The 15,101-nt window shown below is 67.1% G+C and carries 16 protein-coding genes; 8 read left to right on the forward strand and 8 right to left on the reverse strand.

Annotated features, from left to right (window positions below; genetic code table 11):
* Positions 1-3 precede the first annotated feature (3 nt).
* Together H977_RS0126660 and H977_RS0126665 are read right to left on the reverse strand one after the other, a co-directional pair.
* Positions 4-579, reverse strand: coding sequence for a phosphatase PAP2 family protein (locus tag H977_RS0126660; RefSeq protein ID WP_036477332.1), 576 nt, complete (start codon positions 577-579; stop codon positions 4-6).
* Complete coding sequence (locus H977_RS0126665; RefSeq protein WP_029110726.1) at positions 576-1,094, reverse strand: mycothiol transferase; 519 nt, start codon at positions 1,092-1,094, stop codon at positions 576-578. Before H977_RS0126665 ends, H977_RS0126660 begins: the two co-directional genes overlap by 4 nt.
* Before the next feature lie 55 nt (positions 1,095-1,149).
* On the opposite strand from H977_RS0126665, the gene H977_RS0126670 reads away from it, so the two are divergent.
* On the forward strand, positions 1,150-2,670 hold the full coding sequence (locus tag H977_RS0126670) for a serine/threonine-protein kinase (protein ID WP_029110727.1): 1,521 nt from the start codon (positions 1,150-1,152) through the stop codon (positions 2,668-2,670).
* Positions 2,670-3,182 carry a hypothetical protein gene (locus H977_RS33980; RefSeq protein ID WP_051289118.1) on the forward strand — a complete coding sequence of 171 codons (513 nt, stop codon included), beginning with the start codon at positions 2,670-2,672 and terminating at the stop codon, positions 3,180-3,182. Before H977_RS0126670 ends, H977_RS33980 begins: the two co-directional genes overlap by 1 nt.
* A 3-nt stretch (positions 3,183-3,185) precedes the next feature.
* Here the strand turns inward: H977_RS33980 and H977_RS0126680 are convergent, their stop codons facing one another.
* Positions 3,186-3,578 (reverse strand): VOC family protein, encoded by a 393-nt coding sequence (locus H977_RS0126680; RefSeq protein WP_029110728.1) that lies wholly within the window; start codon positions 3,576-3,578, stop codon positions 3,186-3,188.
* A gap of 89 nt (positions 3,579-3,667) precedes the next feature.
* Here H977_RS0126680 and H977_RS0126685 point away from each other — a divergent pair, with 89 nt between their 5' ends.
* The 3 genes from H977_RS0126685 (at position 3,668) to H977_RS0126695 (ending at position 6,433) form a co-directional block, all read left to right on the forward strand.
* The gene (locus tag H977_RS0126685; RefSeq protein ID WP_029110729.1) at positions 3,668-5,401 is read left to right on the forward strand and encodes an N-acyl-D-amino-acid deacylase family protein; all 1,734 of its coding nucleotides are present in this window, start codon (positions 3,668-3,670) and stop codon (positions 5,399-5,401) included.
* A 43-nt stretch (positions 5,402-5,444) separates the two neighbouring features.
* Complete coding sequence (locus H977_RS0126690; protein ID WP_029110730.1) at positions 5,445-5,822, forward strand: hypothetical protein; 378 nt, start codon at positions 5,445-5,447, stop codon at positions 5,820-5,822.
* Positions 5,823-5,884: 62 nt separating this feature from the next.
* On the forward strand, positions 5,885-6,433 hold the full coding sequence (locus H977_RS0126695; RefSeq protein WP_029110731.1) for a carboxymuconolactone decarboxylase family protein: 549 nt from the start codon (positions 5,885-5,887) through the stop codon (positions 6,431-6,433).
* On the opposite strand, the gene H977_RS0126700 is transcribed toward H977_RS0126695, so the two are convergent.
* From H977_RS0126700 to H977_RS0126720, 5 genes are all read right to left on the reverse strand, one after another.
* Positions 6,430-7,248 (reverse strand): SDR family NAD(P)-dependent oxidoreductase, encoded by an 819-nt coding sequence (locus H977_RS0126700; RefSeq protein WP_029110732.1) that lies wholly within the window; start codon positions 7,246-7,248, stop codon positions 6,430-6,432. The two genes, H977_RS0126695 and H977_RS0126700, sit on opposite strands and share 4 nt — an antisense overlap.
* An 89-nt stretch (positions 7,249-7,337) precedes the next feature.
* Positions 7,338-8,963 (reverse strand): chaperonin GroEL, encoded by a 1,626-nt coding sequence (gene groL, locus H977_RS0126705; protein WP_029110733.1) that lies wholly within the window; start codon positions 8,961-8,963, stop codon positions 7,338-7,340.
* Between the two features lie 289 nt (positions 8,964-9,252).
* Positions 9,253-10,053 carry a polysaccharide deacetylase family protein gene (locus tag H977_RS0126710; protein WP_029110734.1) on the reverse strand — a complete coding sequence of 267 codons (801 nt, stop codon included), beginning with the start codon at positions 10,051-10,053 and terminating at the stop codon, positions 9,253-9,255.
* A 155-nt stretch (positions 10,054-10,208) separates the two neighbouring features.
* Positions 10,209-11,045 (reverse strand): LLM class F420-dependent oxidoreductase, encoded by an 837-nt coding sequence (locus tag H977_RS0126715; protein WP_029110735.1) that lies wholly within the window; start codon positions 11,043-11,045, stop codon positions 10,209-10,211.
* A complete protein-coding gene (locus H977_RS0126720; protein WP_029110736.1) occupies positions 11,042-11,599 on the reverse strand; it encodes a TetR/AcrR family transcriptional regulator in 558 nt (185 codons plus the stop codon). The genes H977_RS0126715 and H977_RS0126720 overlap by 4 nt, the downstream gene beginning before the upstream one ends.
* A 114-nt stretch (positions 11,600-11,713) precedes the next feature.
* On the opposite strand from H977_RS0126720, the gene H977_RS0126725 reads away from it, so the two are divergent.
* From H977_RS0126725 to H977_RS0126740, 3 genes are all read left to right on the forward strand, one after another.
* Complete coding sequence (locus H977_RS0126725; protein WP_029110737.1) at positions 11,714-12,637, forward strand: SDR family NAD(P)-dependent oxidoreductase; 924 nt, start codon at positions 11,714-11,716, stop codon at positions 12,635-12,637.
* Positions 12,638-12,749: 112 nt separating this feature from the next.
* Positions 12,750-13,256 (forward strand): cupin domain-containing protein, encoded by a 507-nt coding sequence (locus tag H977_RS0126735; RefSeq protein ID WP_029110738.1) that lies wholly within the window; start codon positions 12,750-12,752, stop codon positions 13,254-13,256.
* An 83-nt stretch (positions 13,257-13,339) separates the two neighbouring features.
* Entirely contained in the window at positions 13,340-15,046 is a 1,707-nt protein-coding gene (locus H977_RS0126740; protein WP_029110739.1) for a DEAD/DEAH box helicase, read from the forward strand.
* Positions 15,047-15,101: the final 55 nt, after the last annotated feature.

Genomic DNA, 15,101 nt, shown 5'->3' on the forward strand with positions numbered 1-15,101 from the left:
CGCTCAGCGAAGACCCGATGGACCGCTGCGCACCCCGCCGTAGTCGCCCTGGCGGACCACGATCGCGGAAATGCACACAAGCGAGGTTCCCAGCAACACCCCGCCGACGGTGTCGGTGAAGTAGTGGAAGGTCATCGACAGGCCGAAGATGCCGAGCAGGACGACGCACACGGCGATCGCCAGCGCCCATAAGCGCATGCACGCAACCAGCATGAGCAGGCCCGTCACCGTCACGAGGAACGTGGTGTGCCCACTCGGATAGGCCAGCGCGCCCTCCTTCTCCCTGCCGAAGACTGGCTTGACGAGCCGCACGATGGTGATGCCCAGCAACGGACTGACCACCATCGCCAGCGCCAACCGCTTGCGCTGTTGCCGCAGCGCCACGATGACCCCGATCACCAACGCGGCGGCCACCAGGGGCGGCTTGGTGAACACGAGGAAGACGGCCCTACGCGAACCCATGTCGCTGCCGAGGCCCTGAAACCAGTCGTCGATCGGAAGCGGTGCGCCACGGACCGCCCACCCCAACAGCACCATCGCGGTGAGAAGGCCGATCGGCACCCACCATCGATTGGTCAAGGGATGATGCCGCGCAGATACGCCGCCTGTCCGAGGTGCTGAGCGCAATCGTCGATGATGCTGACCAACCGTGCGCTCGCCGTCACCGGCGGATCCCACCGCGTGTCGACGATGCGGCCGAGGTCCTCGGAGGTCACTCCGGCGATGTAGGCCAGTGTCACCTTGTGCACCGCCAGGTAGTACCCCGCCAGCAGTTCGGCCGAGGCGTGCACCTTCGCGACATCGTCGGGACTGTGCCCGTACCCGATGTCGTCGGCAGGCAGGTCGAGCCCGAAACGGTCCTTCCAGCCATCGCGGGTCCACACCTGCTCGATCCCCGCGATGTCGCACAACTGCAGGTCCTGGCAGCGGGCGCTGTGCCAGAGCAACCAGGCGATGCTGTTGGCCTCTGGGGTGGGGCGATAACTCGAGACCTCCTCGGTCAGCCCCTCGGTCAGATCGTCGACGTGCTCGATGAGCCGGGTGAACGCGTCGCGCAGCAGTTCCCGGACGGCATCGGAATCAGCGGCAGCCATGACCTCGACGCTACTCGCGGACCGGCCCGGAGCCGTCCCGACTACCATCACCGCCATGCCGTTGAATGCCGGCGACGTGTTCGCCGGGTACACGATTCGACGTCTGCTCGGCTCGGGTGGCATGGGCGAGGTGTATCTGGCGCAGCATCCGCGCCTGCCCCGCCACGATGCGCTGAAAATCATGCCCGCCGCGCTCACCGGTGACGCCCAGTATCGCGACCGGTTCAACCGCGAGGCCGATATCGCCGCCTCGCTGTGGCATCCCCACATCGTCGGCCTGCACGATCGCGGCGAGTACGAGGGCCGCCTGTGGATCGCGATGGACTACGTCGACGGCACCGATGCCGCACGACACGTGCGCGAGCGGCACCCCGGCGGGATGCCGCTGCAGGAGGCGGCCGAGATCGTCACCGCCATCGCCGAGGCCCTCGATCACGCCCACGAGCGCAACCTGCTCCACCGCGACGTCAAACCCGCCAACATCCTGCTGACCGGGCCGGAAGCCGCTCGGCGCCGGATTCTGTTGGCCGACTTCGGTGTTGCCCGCCGGATAGACGACATCAGCGGAATCACCGCCACCAACATGGCGGTGGGCTCGATGGCGTACTCCGCCCCCGAGCAGTTGCTCGGGCAGCCGCTGGACGGAAGAGCCGATCAATACTCATTGGCGGCCAGCGCATTTCAGCTCCTGGCCGGGCACTCTCCGTTCCATCATTCCAACCCCGCGGTGGTCATCAGCAAGCAGCTCAACGAGCTCCCGCCGAGCTTGCGCATCGTTCGGCCTGAGCTGGCCGACCTGGACGCGGTGTTGCTCAAGGGCATGGCCAAGGAACCCGGCAGCCGGTTCCAGCGGTGCGGCGATTTCGCGAAGGCTCTCGCCGGCGAGAGCGCGACCGCCCCGGTCAGGCGGCGGCCCCTCACCCCGCAACGGTTGTCGCCGCCGCCGGTATCGGCCGAGCCCCCGCGGGTCATCGCGGCCCCGGCCTTCACCACACCCCCGGCGTTCACCACAACCCGCCCGTCGGCCGGCACGGCGCACCCCTCCCCTGCCTGGTCTGGCCCCAGCCCCCAACCTCGACAGCCCCAGAAGCGCGGTGCCGCAAGGTTTGTGATGCCGAGCATGCTGGCGGTGCTGCTGGTGTGCGCCGTCGGTTTCGCGATCAGTCAGTTCGGCCGCACCACGCCGGTGGCGCGCACCACGCCGTCGTGGCAGCCGTATGTCGAGGCCGCCCGGACCTTCGCGCTGCACACCGTCACGGTGAGCGCGGACACGGCCGACAGCGATCTCGAGGCGATCATGGACGGCGCCACCGATGAGTTCCGTGCCGACCTCAGGAGCCAGGCCCCGGCGATCAAACGCAAGGCCAGGGAACTGGGCGTCAAGACCGACGGAACGATCACCGGGGCCGGCGTCGAATCGTTGTTCTCCGATGAGGCGGTCGTGCTCGTCACCGTCGACACGAAGGTCACCGTGACGAGCAATCGGGTGGGCGTGGTCTCACTGCAGCGGATGCGGGTCACCGTGGAGCATGTCGACGGCGGCTACAAGGCCTCGAAGCTGGAGTTCGTCAACTGATGCAGGCACGCACACGAGGCTGGACGCTGCTGGTCGTCGTGCTCATCGTCGGGACCGTCGCGGCCGCCGGCCTGGGATTCTGGCAGCTCTCGGTCAAGGGCCGCCCGGCGCCCGCACCGATCGCCGACGACGACCGAGCGCGCGAGCAGGTCACCGACTTCGTGGCCACCAACGTGGTCAAGGTGCTGAGCTTCACCCCGACGACCAGCCGGGCGGACATTGACGCGGTGACCGAGCTGCTGACCGGCTCAGCGGCCGACGAGTACCGCAAGACGATCCGGGCGAAGGCGGACAACGTCACCCAGACCGCCACGGTCCGCAACACCGGCGTGGAGTCGCTGACGGCCGATGAGGCGACCGCGGTGGCGTTCGTCGACCAGACAACCGAGGCCGCGGGTGACAGTGCCCAATCGACCGACGGTGCCCAAACGACCAAGGATGCGCTGGCCTATCGGGTCAGCCTCACCCGCGTCGACGGCGACTGGCTGATCTCGGAATTGGAACAGCTGTAGCGGCTACGGCGCTGCCGGGGCCGCCCCGTGGAAGACCGCCTCAACGTTGTTGCCGTCGGGATCGCGGACGAAGGCACCGAAGTAGCCGGGGTGGTACTCGGGCCACAGCCGCGGTGCATGCAGCGACTCGGCGCCCAGTGTGAGCGCGGCCTCGTAGAACGCCGAGACCGCGTCCACGCCCGCGGCCTGGAACGCCACGTGGATTTCCCGGTTGGGGCCCTTGGCATCGCCCGCGCCGGCATCGGCGATCCAGAAGGCCGGGTGCCCTTCCGTGCCGTAGCCGATGGCCACGCCGTAATCGAGCTGCCGCGTGTAGCCCAGCACGCCCAGCACGGTGTCGTAGAACTCGGTGGCCTTGGGGAAATCGCAGCAGTTGATGCCGAAGTGATCGATCACGGGCCTGATCCTGGCACGGCGCACCGACAACCCCGCGAATTTCGGCCAACCCCATGGGCATACACAGCTGGGAGTCGTAGGTTAGTTAGATGAGCTACGACCTGTGCATCCGTGGCGGCACGATCATCGACGGCCTTGGCGGCGAACCGTATGTGGGCGATGTCGCGGTACGCGACGGCATCATCTGCCAAGTGGGTTCCGTGACCGGAACCGCCGAGCGCGAGATCGATGCGACCGGGCTGCTCGTCACCCCCGGATTCGTCGACCTGCACACCCATTACGACGGACAGGCCATCTGGTCGGACCGGCTCAACCCCTCCTCGGCCCACGGGGTCACCACGGCCGTGATGGGCAATTGCGGTGTCGGGTTCGCGCCGTGCCGGCCCGACGATCATGACGTGCTGGTCGACGTGATGGCCGGGGTGGAGGACATCCCCGGGGTCGTCATGGTCGACGGTCTGCCGTGGACGTGGGAGACGTTCCCCGAATTCCTCGACGCCGTAGGGGCTCGACAGCTCGATATCGATGTGGCGGCGTTCCTGCCGCATTCACCGCTGCGGGTGTACGTGATGGGTCAACGCGGCGTAGATCGCGAGCCGGCCACCACCGAGGACCTGGCGCTGATGCGCAAGCTCGCCGCCGAAGCAGTGCACTGCGGCGCGCTGGGATTCGCGTCGTCCAGACTGACCATCCACAAGACCGAGAGCGGCAAGCCGATCCCGAGTTACGACGCCGGCTATGCCGAGATCGAGGCGATCGCCCGGGGCGTCGACGACGCCGGTGGCGGCCTGATCCAGTTCGTGCCCGATCTGGTCGCGGGCGACTACGAGCCGGCACTACAGACGGTGTTCGACGTCGCGGCCGACGTCGGATTGCCGGTCACCTTCACCCTGGCCATCGGCAACGCGGGTCCCGCGTTCTTCGAAGACGCGCTGCGCATGGTGGAGAAGGCCAATCAAAATGCCGCTCCCGACGGTCCCTTCATCACCGCCCAGATCTTCCCGCGGCCCATCGGCCTGGTACTCGGCCTCGAGCTGTCGGGCAATCCGTTCGTCCTCTACCCGAGTTACCGGGAGATCGCCCACCTGCCGCTCGCGGAGCGCGTCGCCGAGATGCGTAAACCGGAAGTGCGCCAACGGATTCTGAGTGATTCCTCGGCCAGCGACGGGCATCCGCTGATGTTCGCGGTGCAGGCGTGGGACTACATGTACCCGCTCGGCGAGGTGCCCGATTACGAACCCGACCCGTCGAACTCCATCGGTGCCCGCGCCCGTGCCCGCGGCGTCGACCCGCTGGAGGAGGCCTACGACCGGCTGCTCGACGACGACGGGCACGCCATGCTGCTGGTGACGCTGGCCAACTTCCGCGACAACTCGCTCGACACCGTCGCACAGTTGCTGCGGCGCGACGACGTGGTGCTCGGCCTCGGCGACGGCGGCGCGCATTACGGCATGATCTGCGACGCCAGCTTCCCCACCTACCTGCTGACGCACTGGGTCCGCGACCGGGCCGGCGACAGGCTGTCGGTGGCCCAGGCCGTGCGGGAACTGACCTCGGTGCCCGCCCGCGTCGCCGGACTGGCCGACCGTGGCCGAATCGCGTTGGGCTACAAGGCCGATCTCAACGTCATCGACCACGCCGCGCTGCGGTTGCACCGGCCGGTCGTCGCCCACGATCTGCCCGGTGGTGGGCGCCGGTTGGACCAGACCGCCGACGGTTACGTCGCCACCGTGGTGTCCGGGCAGGTGATCGCCGAACACGGGGTGCCCACCGAGGCACGTCCCGGTCGATTGGTCCGAGGCAAACAGCCCGCACCCATGTGACAGGTCCGCCACGACGGCGCGTCAACAGAACTATTCTCACGTCATGAGCGTGAAAGTGGATCTCAACCAGCTGGCCGACAAGCTGACGGACTACACGTTCGCCTACCTCGTCACCGTCGACGACGACTACCACGCACACACGGTGGCGGTCGAGCCGCACTTCGTCGACGGCGTCATCGACGTCGGTAGCGTCGGCGACCATACCCGCAGAAATATCAGCCTGCACGACGCTGTGACCCTCATCTGGCCACCGCACAAGCCCGGCGGTTACTCGCTCATCGTCGACGGCCGCGGTAAACCGCCGGCCACCGATGACGACACCCCGCATGTCGTTCCCAGTCGCGCGGTTCTGCACCGCAGGCGGGCGGCTCAGTCGTCCAGCTCGGGGTCCAATGACTGCGTGGTGCTCTCCGAGAACTGAGACTGGCCACTCGCCGTACGAAAGTGCCCGCGTCGTACGTTTGTCGGGTGAACCATGACCGCATGACGCGCGTCGCGCCGCTGGCGCAGCCGTGGAGCGACGACGACGCTGCCGGCATCAACAGTTGGGGTCACCCCGATCGGACGTACGAACCGCTGCTGCTGGTGCGCTGCCTGCAACGGCACCCGGATCTGGCTGCGCGGCTGCGCAAATTGGGTGAGTCGCTCTACGTCGATGCGCGGCTTCCACCGCGGCTGCGAACCATCGCGATCCTGCGGATCTGTGCTCTGGTCGGCTGCGAGTACGAGTGGGGTGGGCAGGCCGCGTTCTGGGGACCGATCGCGGGGGTCAGTGAGCAGGAGTGCGACGCGCTGGTCACCGGCGCCGACGCGGGGTGGAGCGATTTCGAGGCCGTGCTGATCGGTGCCGTCGACGAACTGGAACGCACCGGGTCCTGGACGGGCGAGACGTGGGATGCGTTGGGACACAAGCTCGACGATGAACAACGGATGGAACTGCTCGTCGCGCTCGGCTGGTACCGCACCATCTGCACGCTGTGCAATGGCCTGGACCTGCCCGTCGAAGGGTGGATGCGACGGTGGCCGGGCTAACTAGCTGACCGTTCGCGGCGAAGCGCCGGGTGCTGGCGGGCCAGCATCGGCAACAGGATCCGTCGCGGAATCATCTGGGCCACAAGGGTTGTCAATCGGCTGGGCACTCCGGGGATCACCATGGCGCGGCCGTCGGCGAGGGCGTCGACACCGGCGCGCGCGACATCCTCGGACGGCATCCACAATACCTTCGGGAACGCCGCGGCGAACTTCCGCTCGTCCATGCCGGCGGTCCGGAGAAACTCGGTGCGCACCGGGCCCGGGCACAGCGTCGCGACCGTGACGCCGGTGCCTGCCAATTCGGCGCGCACGCCTTCGGTATAGCTGTGGACGAACGCCTTGGTGGCGGCGTAACCGGACTGTCCCGGGAACGGGTGGTAGCCGGCGGTGGAGCCGACGTTGAGGATCGCGCCCCGGCCGCGGGGAACCATCTGCTGCACCGCTCGGGTGGTCAGGTCGATCAGCGCTTCGACGTTCACCCGCACCTGGGCGATCTCGTCGGCGACCGAGGATTCCACCACCGAGCCCATGGTGCCGATTCCGGCGTTGTTGACCAGGATGTCGACGGTAAGGCCACGTTCGGCGATGGTGTCGAAAAGTGTTGCGCGGGAATCGGGATCAGCGATATCGCAGACAATCGTCTCCACCCTGGTGGTGAGTTCGGCAGCCAGCTCACGCAGCTTGTCTTCGCGGCGCGCGACCAACGTGACACCGTGACCGCGGCGGGCCAGTTCGCGGGCGATATCGGCGCCGATGCCCGAGGAGGCACCGGTCACGACGGCGGTGGTGGTCGGTGACGGCAGTGGTAGCGGCATGGCTTGACGGTACTTCGTCGCGAAGACATGACGAGCGCACGAAAAAGCCCGGCCCCGCGGACGGGACCGGGCTTCCTCGAAAAAAGGACTTAGAAGTCCATACCGCCCATGCCACCGGTCGGGTCGCCCGCGGGCGCCCCGGCCTTCTCCGGCTTGTCGGCGACGACAGCCTCGGTGGTGAGGAACAGCGCCGCGATGGACGCCGCGTTCTGCAGCGCCGAGCGGGTGACCTTGACCGGGTCGGCAACGCCGGCGGCCAGCAGGTCCTCGTACTCACCGGTCGCGGCGTTCAGGCCGTGACCCGCAGGCAGGTTCGACACCTTCTCGGCGACGACGCCCGGCTCCAGACCACCGTTGAAGGCGATCTGCTTCAGCGGGGCCGACAGCGAGACGCGCACGATGTTGGCGCCAGTGGCCTCATCACCGGTGAGCGACAGCTCGTCCAGCGACGGAGCCGACTGCAGCAGAGCCACGCCACCACCGGCGACGATGCCCTCTTCGACGGCAGCCTTGGCGTTACGCACGGCGTCCTCGATGCGGTGCTTGCGCTCCTTGAGCTCCACCTCGGTGGCAGCTCCGGCCTTGATCACCGCAACACCGCCGGCCAGCTTGGCCAGGCGCTCCTGCAGCTTCTCGCGGTCGTAGTCGGAGTCGCTGTTCTCGATCTCGGCGCGGATCTGGGCGACACGGCCCTGGATCGCGTCGGCATCGCCGGCACCCTCGATGACGGTGGTCTCGTCCTTGGTGACGACGACCTTGCGGGCCTGGCCCAGCAGCGCGACATCGGCGGTCTCCAGCGAGAGGCCGACCTCTTCGCTGATGACCTGGCCACCGGTGAGGATGGCGATGTCCTGCAGCATGGCCTTGCGGCGGTCACCGAAGCCCGGGGCCTTGACGGCGACGGACTTGAAGGTGCCACGGATCTTGTTGACCACCAGGGTCGACAGGGCTTCGCCCTCGACGTCCTCGGCGATGATCAGCAGCGGCTTGCCGGACTGGATGACCTTCTCCAGCAGGGGCAGCAGATCCTTGACGGTCGACACCTTGGAGCTGACCAGCAGGATGTAGGGATCCTCGAGGACGGCTTCCTGGCGCTCGGCGTCGGTCACGAAGTAACCCGAGATGTAGCCCTTGTCGAAGCGCATACCCTCGGTGAGCTCGAGCTGCAGGCCGAAGGTGTTGCTCTCCTCGACGGTGATGACACCCTCGTTGCCGACCTTGTCCATGGCCTCGGCGATCAGGTCACCGATGGACTGGTCACCGGCGGAGATACCGGCGGTGGCAGCGATCTGCTCCTTGGTCTCCACCTCCTTGGCGCTCTTCAGAAGCGTCTCGGTGACCTTCTCGACGGCCTTCTCGATGCCGCGCTTCAGACCGAGCGGGTTGGCGCCGGCAGCGACGTTGCGCAGACCTTCGCGAACCAGGGCCTGGGCCAGGACGGTGGCGGTGGTGGTGCCGTCGCCTGCGACGTCGTCGGTCTTCTTGGCGACCTCTTTGACCAGCTCAGCGCCGATCTTCTCGTACGGGTCCTCCAGCTCGATCTCCTTGGCGATGGACACACCATCGTTGGTGATCGTGGGGGCGCCCCACTTCTTCTCCAGGACGACGTTGCGACCCTTGGGGCCCAGCGTCACCTTTACCGCGTCGGCGAGGGCGTTCAGACCCCGCTCGAGGCCACGACGGGCCTCTTCGTCATACGCAATTGTCTTAGCCATTGCGAAGTGTTTCCTCCGGATTGGGGATGCACGTCTTGTTGGCCGGGCTCAGTGCCCGCGACGGACGACTGGGGTGTGCTCCCGCAGGTGCGGCCCCGGTCTCACCGTCCCGACCTAGCACTCACTGATCGAGAGTGCCAACTGCATTCTTAGCACTCGACCAGTGCGAGTGCAAGGTTTGGGACGCTTGCCCGGAGTTTCTGGGTCCGCCCCTGGCGAAAGTCGCCGATTTCCACCTCTTGGCTGTTCCCAGCGCGCTCTGGCGACCCCTGGGTAGAACTCGGTGACCTCACCGCACAGCGCGCCCCGTCGGGGACACGAACTGCCAGCCCGCGGCCTGCATGGCGGGGATCGCATCGGCGAACCCCGCATGGGTGCCCGATTGCGGATGGTTCATGTGGGCGATGACGATCGACCCTGGGGCCGCGTTCATGACGTTGGACCGCACGGCCGCGGCAGACGCCGTCGCACCGTTGTCGGCGTTGACGGTGAACCCCAACGGTTGCTCACCGAGTTCGTGCACGATCTGGACGGCCACGTCGTCATAGTGAGCGGTCCCGGGACGGAACCAGGCCGGGGCACGGCCGGTCAGTGCGGTCAGCCGCTGGTGATTGCCCCACACCTCATCGACCACTTCATCGGCCGAGCGGGTCCCGGCGATGCCGTACGCAGACCGGCCTGTCACTGACAGCGGCACATGCCGGGTGCCGTGATTGCCGATCTCGAACAACGGGTTGCCGGCCAACTGCCGCGCCCGGTCCGGGTTTCGGTCAAGCCACTTCGAGTTGAGCATGAGCACCGCGGGCACGCCGTTGCGTTGCAGGGTGTCGAGCAATGCCTCATCGCAGGCACCATCGCAGGCGTCGAAGGTCAACGCGATCTGGCGGCCGGTGGCTACGAATGACGTGGTGATCCCAGACAGGGCCATCCCCCACTGTGTGGGCGTGCGCCGCTTGTCGGTCACTGCGACCGACGGCGGCTCGATCGCGTTGGGGTCGGCGTATGCCGGCCCCGCCCCGCCACGCAAGGCGTAGCCGGCGGTGACCGATCCGACGACGCTCGCCGCCAGGAACGCGCGCCTGGTGATCACACGCCGGACGGTAGGCGCGAATCTTGACGCCAGCCCATCGATCAGCTGTGGATTGGCTGCGACCGTCGTCGCTTTCTACCTCATGGCCGTTCCGCGTGCGGACTAGCGACCCCGGCGTGGAAAGCGGTGCCGAGCCGTCGGCTATTTCCCCGCGCTCAACTCCCGGACTGGTACTTCTGCACCTGCGCGGCGTAGTCATCGAGCAGGCGCAGCGACTCATCCTTGCCGACGGACGGCAGGAACAGCCCCAGCTGGCCGAAGCCGAGTTCTTCAGCGGCGCGCCAATAGTCGGCTTTGATGGGTGCACCGAACATCATCAACGGCAGGTCCTGTGCACCGCCGTCACGCATCTGGGTGATCCGCTTGGCCAACACGTCCCTCGGCAGCGGGTTCGATATCCAGCCCGCGCCATGGCGAATCACGCGTTTGACCGTGGCGTCGGAGTTGCCGCCGACATAGATCGGCGGATGCGGCTTCTGGACCGGTTTGGGCCGGCAGTACGACGATTCGACGTTGACGTACTTGCCGTGATACTCGGCGGGTTCTTCGGTCCACAGCGCCTTGATCGCCTCGATGCTCTCATCGAGCCGTGCGCCACGGGTTTTCGGATCGGTGCCGTGGTCGCGCATCTCTTCGAGGTTCCAGCCGGCTCCGACACCGAACACGAACCGGCCGCCGGAGACGAGGTCGATGCTCGCGGACTCCTTGGCCGTGTGGATCGGGTCGCGTTGGATCAGTAGCGCGACGCCGGTGACGAGTTCGATGGTCGAGGTGACCGCGGCCGCCGCGGCGAGCGTGACGAACGGATCGAGGGTGTTGTAGTACCAGGGCGGCAGGTCGCCGCCGTTGGGATAAGGAGATTCCCGGCTCACCGGGATGTGGCTGTGTTCGGCGACGATCAGCGAGGCCAGTCCGCGCTCCTCGATCGCGCGGGCCAGCGAGACCGGGTCGATGCTGTCGTCGTCGACGAAAGTGGCGATACCGAACTTCATTTGGCCGACGCTACTCCGGCCCGTAACCCGTCGAACACCACCGAGGTGACCTTCTCGGCGACGTCGTCGTTGTAAGCCTGCACAGCTTGGCAGCCGACGAGGAGGGCTTTTACTTCCGGCACCGTGACATCGCGTCGCGCCGTGCCCGCATCTTGTGCGGCGGCCAGCAGATCCCCGAGGACTGCGAGGTATTCGTCCTCGGCTTCGGGCACCACGTTCTTGACGTCGATCCCCAAGCCTGCGAGAGCATCGACCAGCCCGCGGTCGGCCGCGCCCCACTGCAGAACCATCGACCGCAGGAAACTGAACAACGCGTCTGCCGGGTCCGCGTGGGCGAGTAGGTTACGACCCTCGTCGACAACGCTCTGGATCCGCTCGGCGATCACCGCCTGGAACAACGCCTCCTTGGTCGGGAAGTGCCGGTAGACGGTTCCCGCACCCACCCCGGCCCGCCGCGCGATCTCGTCGATGGGCACCGAAAGTCCATCCGCGGCAAACGTTTCGTACGCGACCTCCAGTACCCGGGCACGGTTTCGTGCCGCATCCGCACGCATTTTGCGATCACCTCACACAACCGTTGACCAACCATTGACAAAGCGGGGCGCACGTTCCGTATAGTCGAACACAACCGGAGCATGCACTCCGTTTAGCCCTCCTAGGAGTCTCTCATGACCAAGTGGACCGCCGCCGACATTCCCGACCAAACCGGCCGCACAGCCATCGTCACCGGGGCCAACACCGGCCTCGGGCTCGAAACCGCCAAGGCCCTGGCCGCCAAGGGAGCGCACGTCGTCCTGGCCGTTCGCAACCTCGAGAAGGGTGAGGCCGCCGTCGAGTGGATCTCGCGATCGGTACCGAATGCGGACCTCGAACTACAGCGCCTCGATCTGGGCTCGCTGGCATCGGTACGCACCGCCGCCGACGAGATCGGGGACAAACACGACCGCATCGACCTGCTGATCAACAACGCCGGGGTGATGACCCCGCCGAAGGAGACCACCACCGACGGGTTCGAGCTGCAGTTCGGCACCAACCACCTCGGCCACTTCGCCTTCACCGGCCTGCTGTTGGACCGCCTGCTGCCGGTGACCGGCTCCCGCATCGTGACCGTCAGCAGCGTCGGGCACCGCTTCTCACGCGGCATCCATTTCGATGATCTGCAGTGGGAGCGCAGCTACAACCGCCTTGTCGCCTACGGGCAATCCAAACTCGCCAACCTGATGTTCACCTATGAGCTGCAGCGCCGCCTGGCCGGACAACGCACCACGGCCCTGGCCGCCCACCCGGGCGGATCCGACACCGAGCTCGCGCGCCATCTGCCGCGCGCCATGCAGGTGGCGATCCCCGTGGCCCGCCTGCTGTTCCAGGAGGCCGCCATGGGTGCGCTGCCGACGCTACGAGCAGCGACCGACCCGAGCGCCCTGGGCGGTCAGTACTACGGCCCGGACGGACTCGGCGAACAGAAGGGCCATCCAAAGGTGGTCACGTCCAGCGAGCAGTCCTACGCCATCGACCAACAGCACCGGCTGTGGGCGGTGTCCGAGGAACTCACCGGTGTGACGTTCCCGGCGCTGCAAGACGCGCCCGCCTAATTCTCCTCCGAAATCGACACCAGGGCTGTGATCGTGCGGCCGTCCACGACCCTGGTGTCGATCTCGGCGTCGGACGGCAATCCGCAAGCCATCCGCGGCTAGGCTGGCACTCGTGTCGCTCTGGGACCCCAGGAATGTGCCGCCCTATCCCCCACCCCGCTACACCGAAGACGAGCCGGAGGTCAGCGCCTGGGTGAAACGCGCTGACGAGCCACCGGACTACGACTCGTTCGGCTTGGTGAAGTACCACTACCTCGCCAACCAGCAGCAGACCGACGGCGATTACGGCCTCTACCGCGTCGACATCAGCCCGCAGGGTGGCGGACCCGGCCCGCATTTCCACCGGGCCATGTCGGAGGCGTTCTTCGTCTTGTCAGGCACCGTCAAGCTCTATGACGGGAACGACTGGGTGGACGGCAACCAGGGCGATTTCCTGTATGTTCCTCCGGGCGGCATCCATGGTTTCCGTAACGAGGCCGACGCGCCGACGTCATTGTTGATGTTGTTTGCTCCCGGCGCGCCGCGGGAGGCCTATTTCGAAGGGTTCGCCCAGCTGGCCGACCTCACCGACGCCGAACGCGCCGAGTGGTTCGTCAAGAACGACAACTACTTCGTCTAGCGACACGCCCGACGCTTTCCTGCAGAGATGCGCCGGCGTAACGCGCTGGCCTAGACTGCTTTCCGACTGAGAGGAGTCCTCGGGTGCGGGCTGAAGCAGCGCCCAGCACCCAGGCACTTCGGGGCTGGCAGCGCAAAGCGCTGGTGCGGTATTTGACCGCCAAGCCGCGGGATTACCTGGCGGTCGCCACGCCGGGCGCAGGTAAGACGACGTTTGCGCTGCGGATCGCGGCGGAACTGCTCAACGACCGCACGGTCGACGCGATCACGGTGGTGGTGCCCACCGAGCACCTGAAGATCCAGTGGGCGCAGTCGGCCGCGCGTAACGGCATCGCGCTCGATCCGAAGTTCAGCAACTCCAACTCGCAGACGTCGGCGGAGTACCACGGGGTGGTGGTCACCTATGCCCAGGTCGCCAGCCATCCCACCCGGCACCGCGTGCGCACCGAGAACCGCAAGACACTGGTCATCTTCGACGAGATTCACCACGGCGGTGATTCGAAGAGCTGGGGCGACGCGATGCGCGAGGCCTTCGACGATGCGACGCGGCGGTTGTCACTCACCGGTACGCCGTTCCGCAGCGACGACAGCCCGATCCCGTTCGTCACCTACGAAACGGACGGCGCCGGTTTCCAGCAGTCGAAGGCCGACCACGTGTACGGCTATGCCGACGCGCTGGCCGACGGTGTGGTGCGGCCCGTCGTGTTCCTGGCCTATTCGGGTGAAGCGCGCTGGCGGGACAGCGCCGGCGAGGAGCATTCCGCGCGACTAGGCGAACCGCTGACCGCCGAGCAGACCGCACGGGCCTGGCGCACCGCGCTGAACCCGACCGGCGAGTGGATGCCCGCCGTCATCGCCGCCGCCGACAAGCGGCTGCAGCAGAAGCGTCAGCACGTGCCCGATGCCGGCGGCATGATCATCGCCACCAATCAGACCACCGCGCGCGCCTACGCCGACCTGCTGACCAAGATCACCGGCGAAGTTCCGACGGTGGTGCTCTCCGACGATCCGGGCGCCTCCGACCGGATCAGCCAGTTCTCGGAAGGCACCAGCCGGTGGCTGGTGGCGGTGCGCATGGTGTCCGAGGGCGTCGACGTGCCGCGGCTGTCGGTCGGCGTGTACGCCACGAGCGCCTCGACACCGTTGTTCTTCGCTCAGGCCATCGGCCGGTTCGTGCGCTCGCGCCGCGCCGGTGAGACCGCCAGCATCTTCCTGCCGTCGGTGCCGAACCTGCTGCTGCTGGCCAGCGAGATGGAGGCGCAGCGCAACCATGTGCTGGGCAAGCCGCACCGGGAATCCGACGGGCTCGACGACGAGGCGCTCGAAGCTGCCGAGAAACGCAAGGACGAGAAGAGTGAGCTGGAGAACGGCTTCGAGTCCCTTGGTGCGGACGCCGAGTTGGACCAGGTCATCTTCGACGGCTCCTCGTTCGGTACGGCGACACCCGCGGGCAGCGACGAGGAGGCCGACTACCTCGGCATCCCGGGCCTGCTCGACGCCACGCAGATGCGAGACCTGTTGCGCCGCAGGCAAGATGAGCAGCTCACCAAGCGGACGGCGGAAGCCGTGGTATCGGGTGGCCCCCCACCGCCACGCACCACACACGGCCAGATCCGGGAATTGCGCCGTGAACTCAACGCTCTGGTGACCATCGCGCACCACCGCACCGGCAAGCCGCACGGCTGGATTCACAACGAGCTACGACGCATCTGTGGCGGCCCTCCCGTGGCTGCCGCGACGACCGATCAGCTCAAGGCGCGCATCGAGGCCGTGCGCGACCTCAAGGCCTGACGACAGCCCCCACCGGGCACGGACCGAATAAATTCAGAGTCGGCCAAACTCGCCC

Origin of the sequence: Mycobacterium sp. URHD0025 (assembly GCF_000426065.1) — a bacterium.
Taxonomy (GTDB): domain Bacteria; phylum Actinomycetota; class Actinomycetes; order Mycobacteriales; family Mycobacteriaceae; genus Mycobacterium.

Bases quoted from the DNA above. Each gene is read 5' to 3' on its own strand.
- H977_RS0126665 (WP_029110726.1), bottom strand. From the start codon at position 1,094: ATGGCTGCCGCTGATTCCGATGCCGTCCGGGAACTGCTGCGCGACGCG.
- H977_RS0126670 (WP_029110727.1), top strand. From the start codon at position 1,150: ATGCCGTTGAATGCCGGCGACGTGTTCGCCGGGTACACGATTCGACGT.
- H977_RS33980 (WP_051289118.1), top strand. From the start codon at position 2,670: ATGCAGGCACGCACACGAGGCTGGACGCTGCTGGTCGTCGTGCTCATC.
- H977_RS0126685 (WP_029110729.1), top strand. From the start codon at position 3,668: ATGAGCTACGACCTGTGCATCCGTGGCGGCACGATCATCGACGGCCTT.
- H977_RS0126690 (WP_029110730.1), top strand. From the start codon at position 5,445: ATGAGCGTGAAAGTGGATCTCAACCAGCTGGCCGACAAGCTGACGGAC.
- H977_RS0126695 (WP_029110731.1), top strand. From the start codon at position 5,885: ATGACGCGCGTCGCGCCGCTGGCGCAGCCGTGGAGCGACGACGACGCT.
- H977_RS0126700 (WP_029110732.1), bottom strand. From the start codon at position 7,248: ATGCCGCTACCACTGCCGTCACCGACCACCACCGCCGTCGTGACCGGT.
- groL (WP_029110733.1), bottom strand. From the start codon at position 8,963: ATGGCTAAGACAATTGCGTATGACGAAGAGGCCCGTCGTGGCCTCGAG.
- H977_RS0126715 (WP_029110735.1), bottom strand. From the start codon at position 11,045: ATGAAGTTCGGTATCGCCACTTTCGTCGACGACGACAGCATCGACCCG.
- H977_RS0126720 (WP_029110736.1), bottom strand. From the start codon at position 11,599: ATGCGTGCGGATGCGGCACGAAACCGTGCCCGGGTACTGGAGGTCGCG.
- H977_RS0126725 (WP_029110737.1), top strand. From the start codon at position 11,714: ATGACCAAGTGGACCGCCGCCGACATTCCCGACCAAACCGGCCGCACA.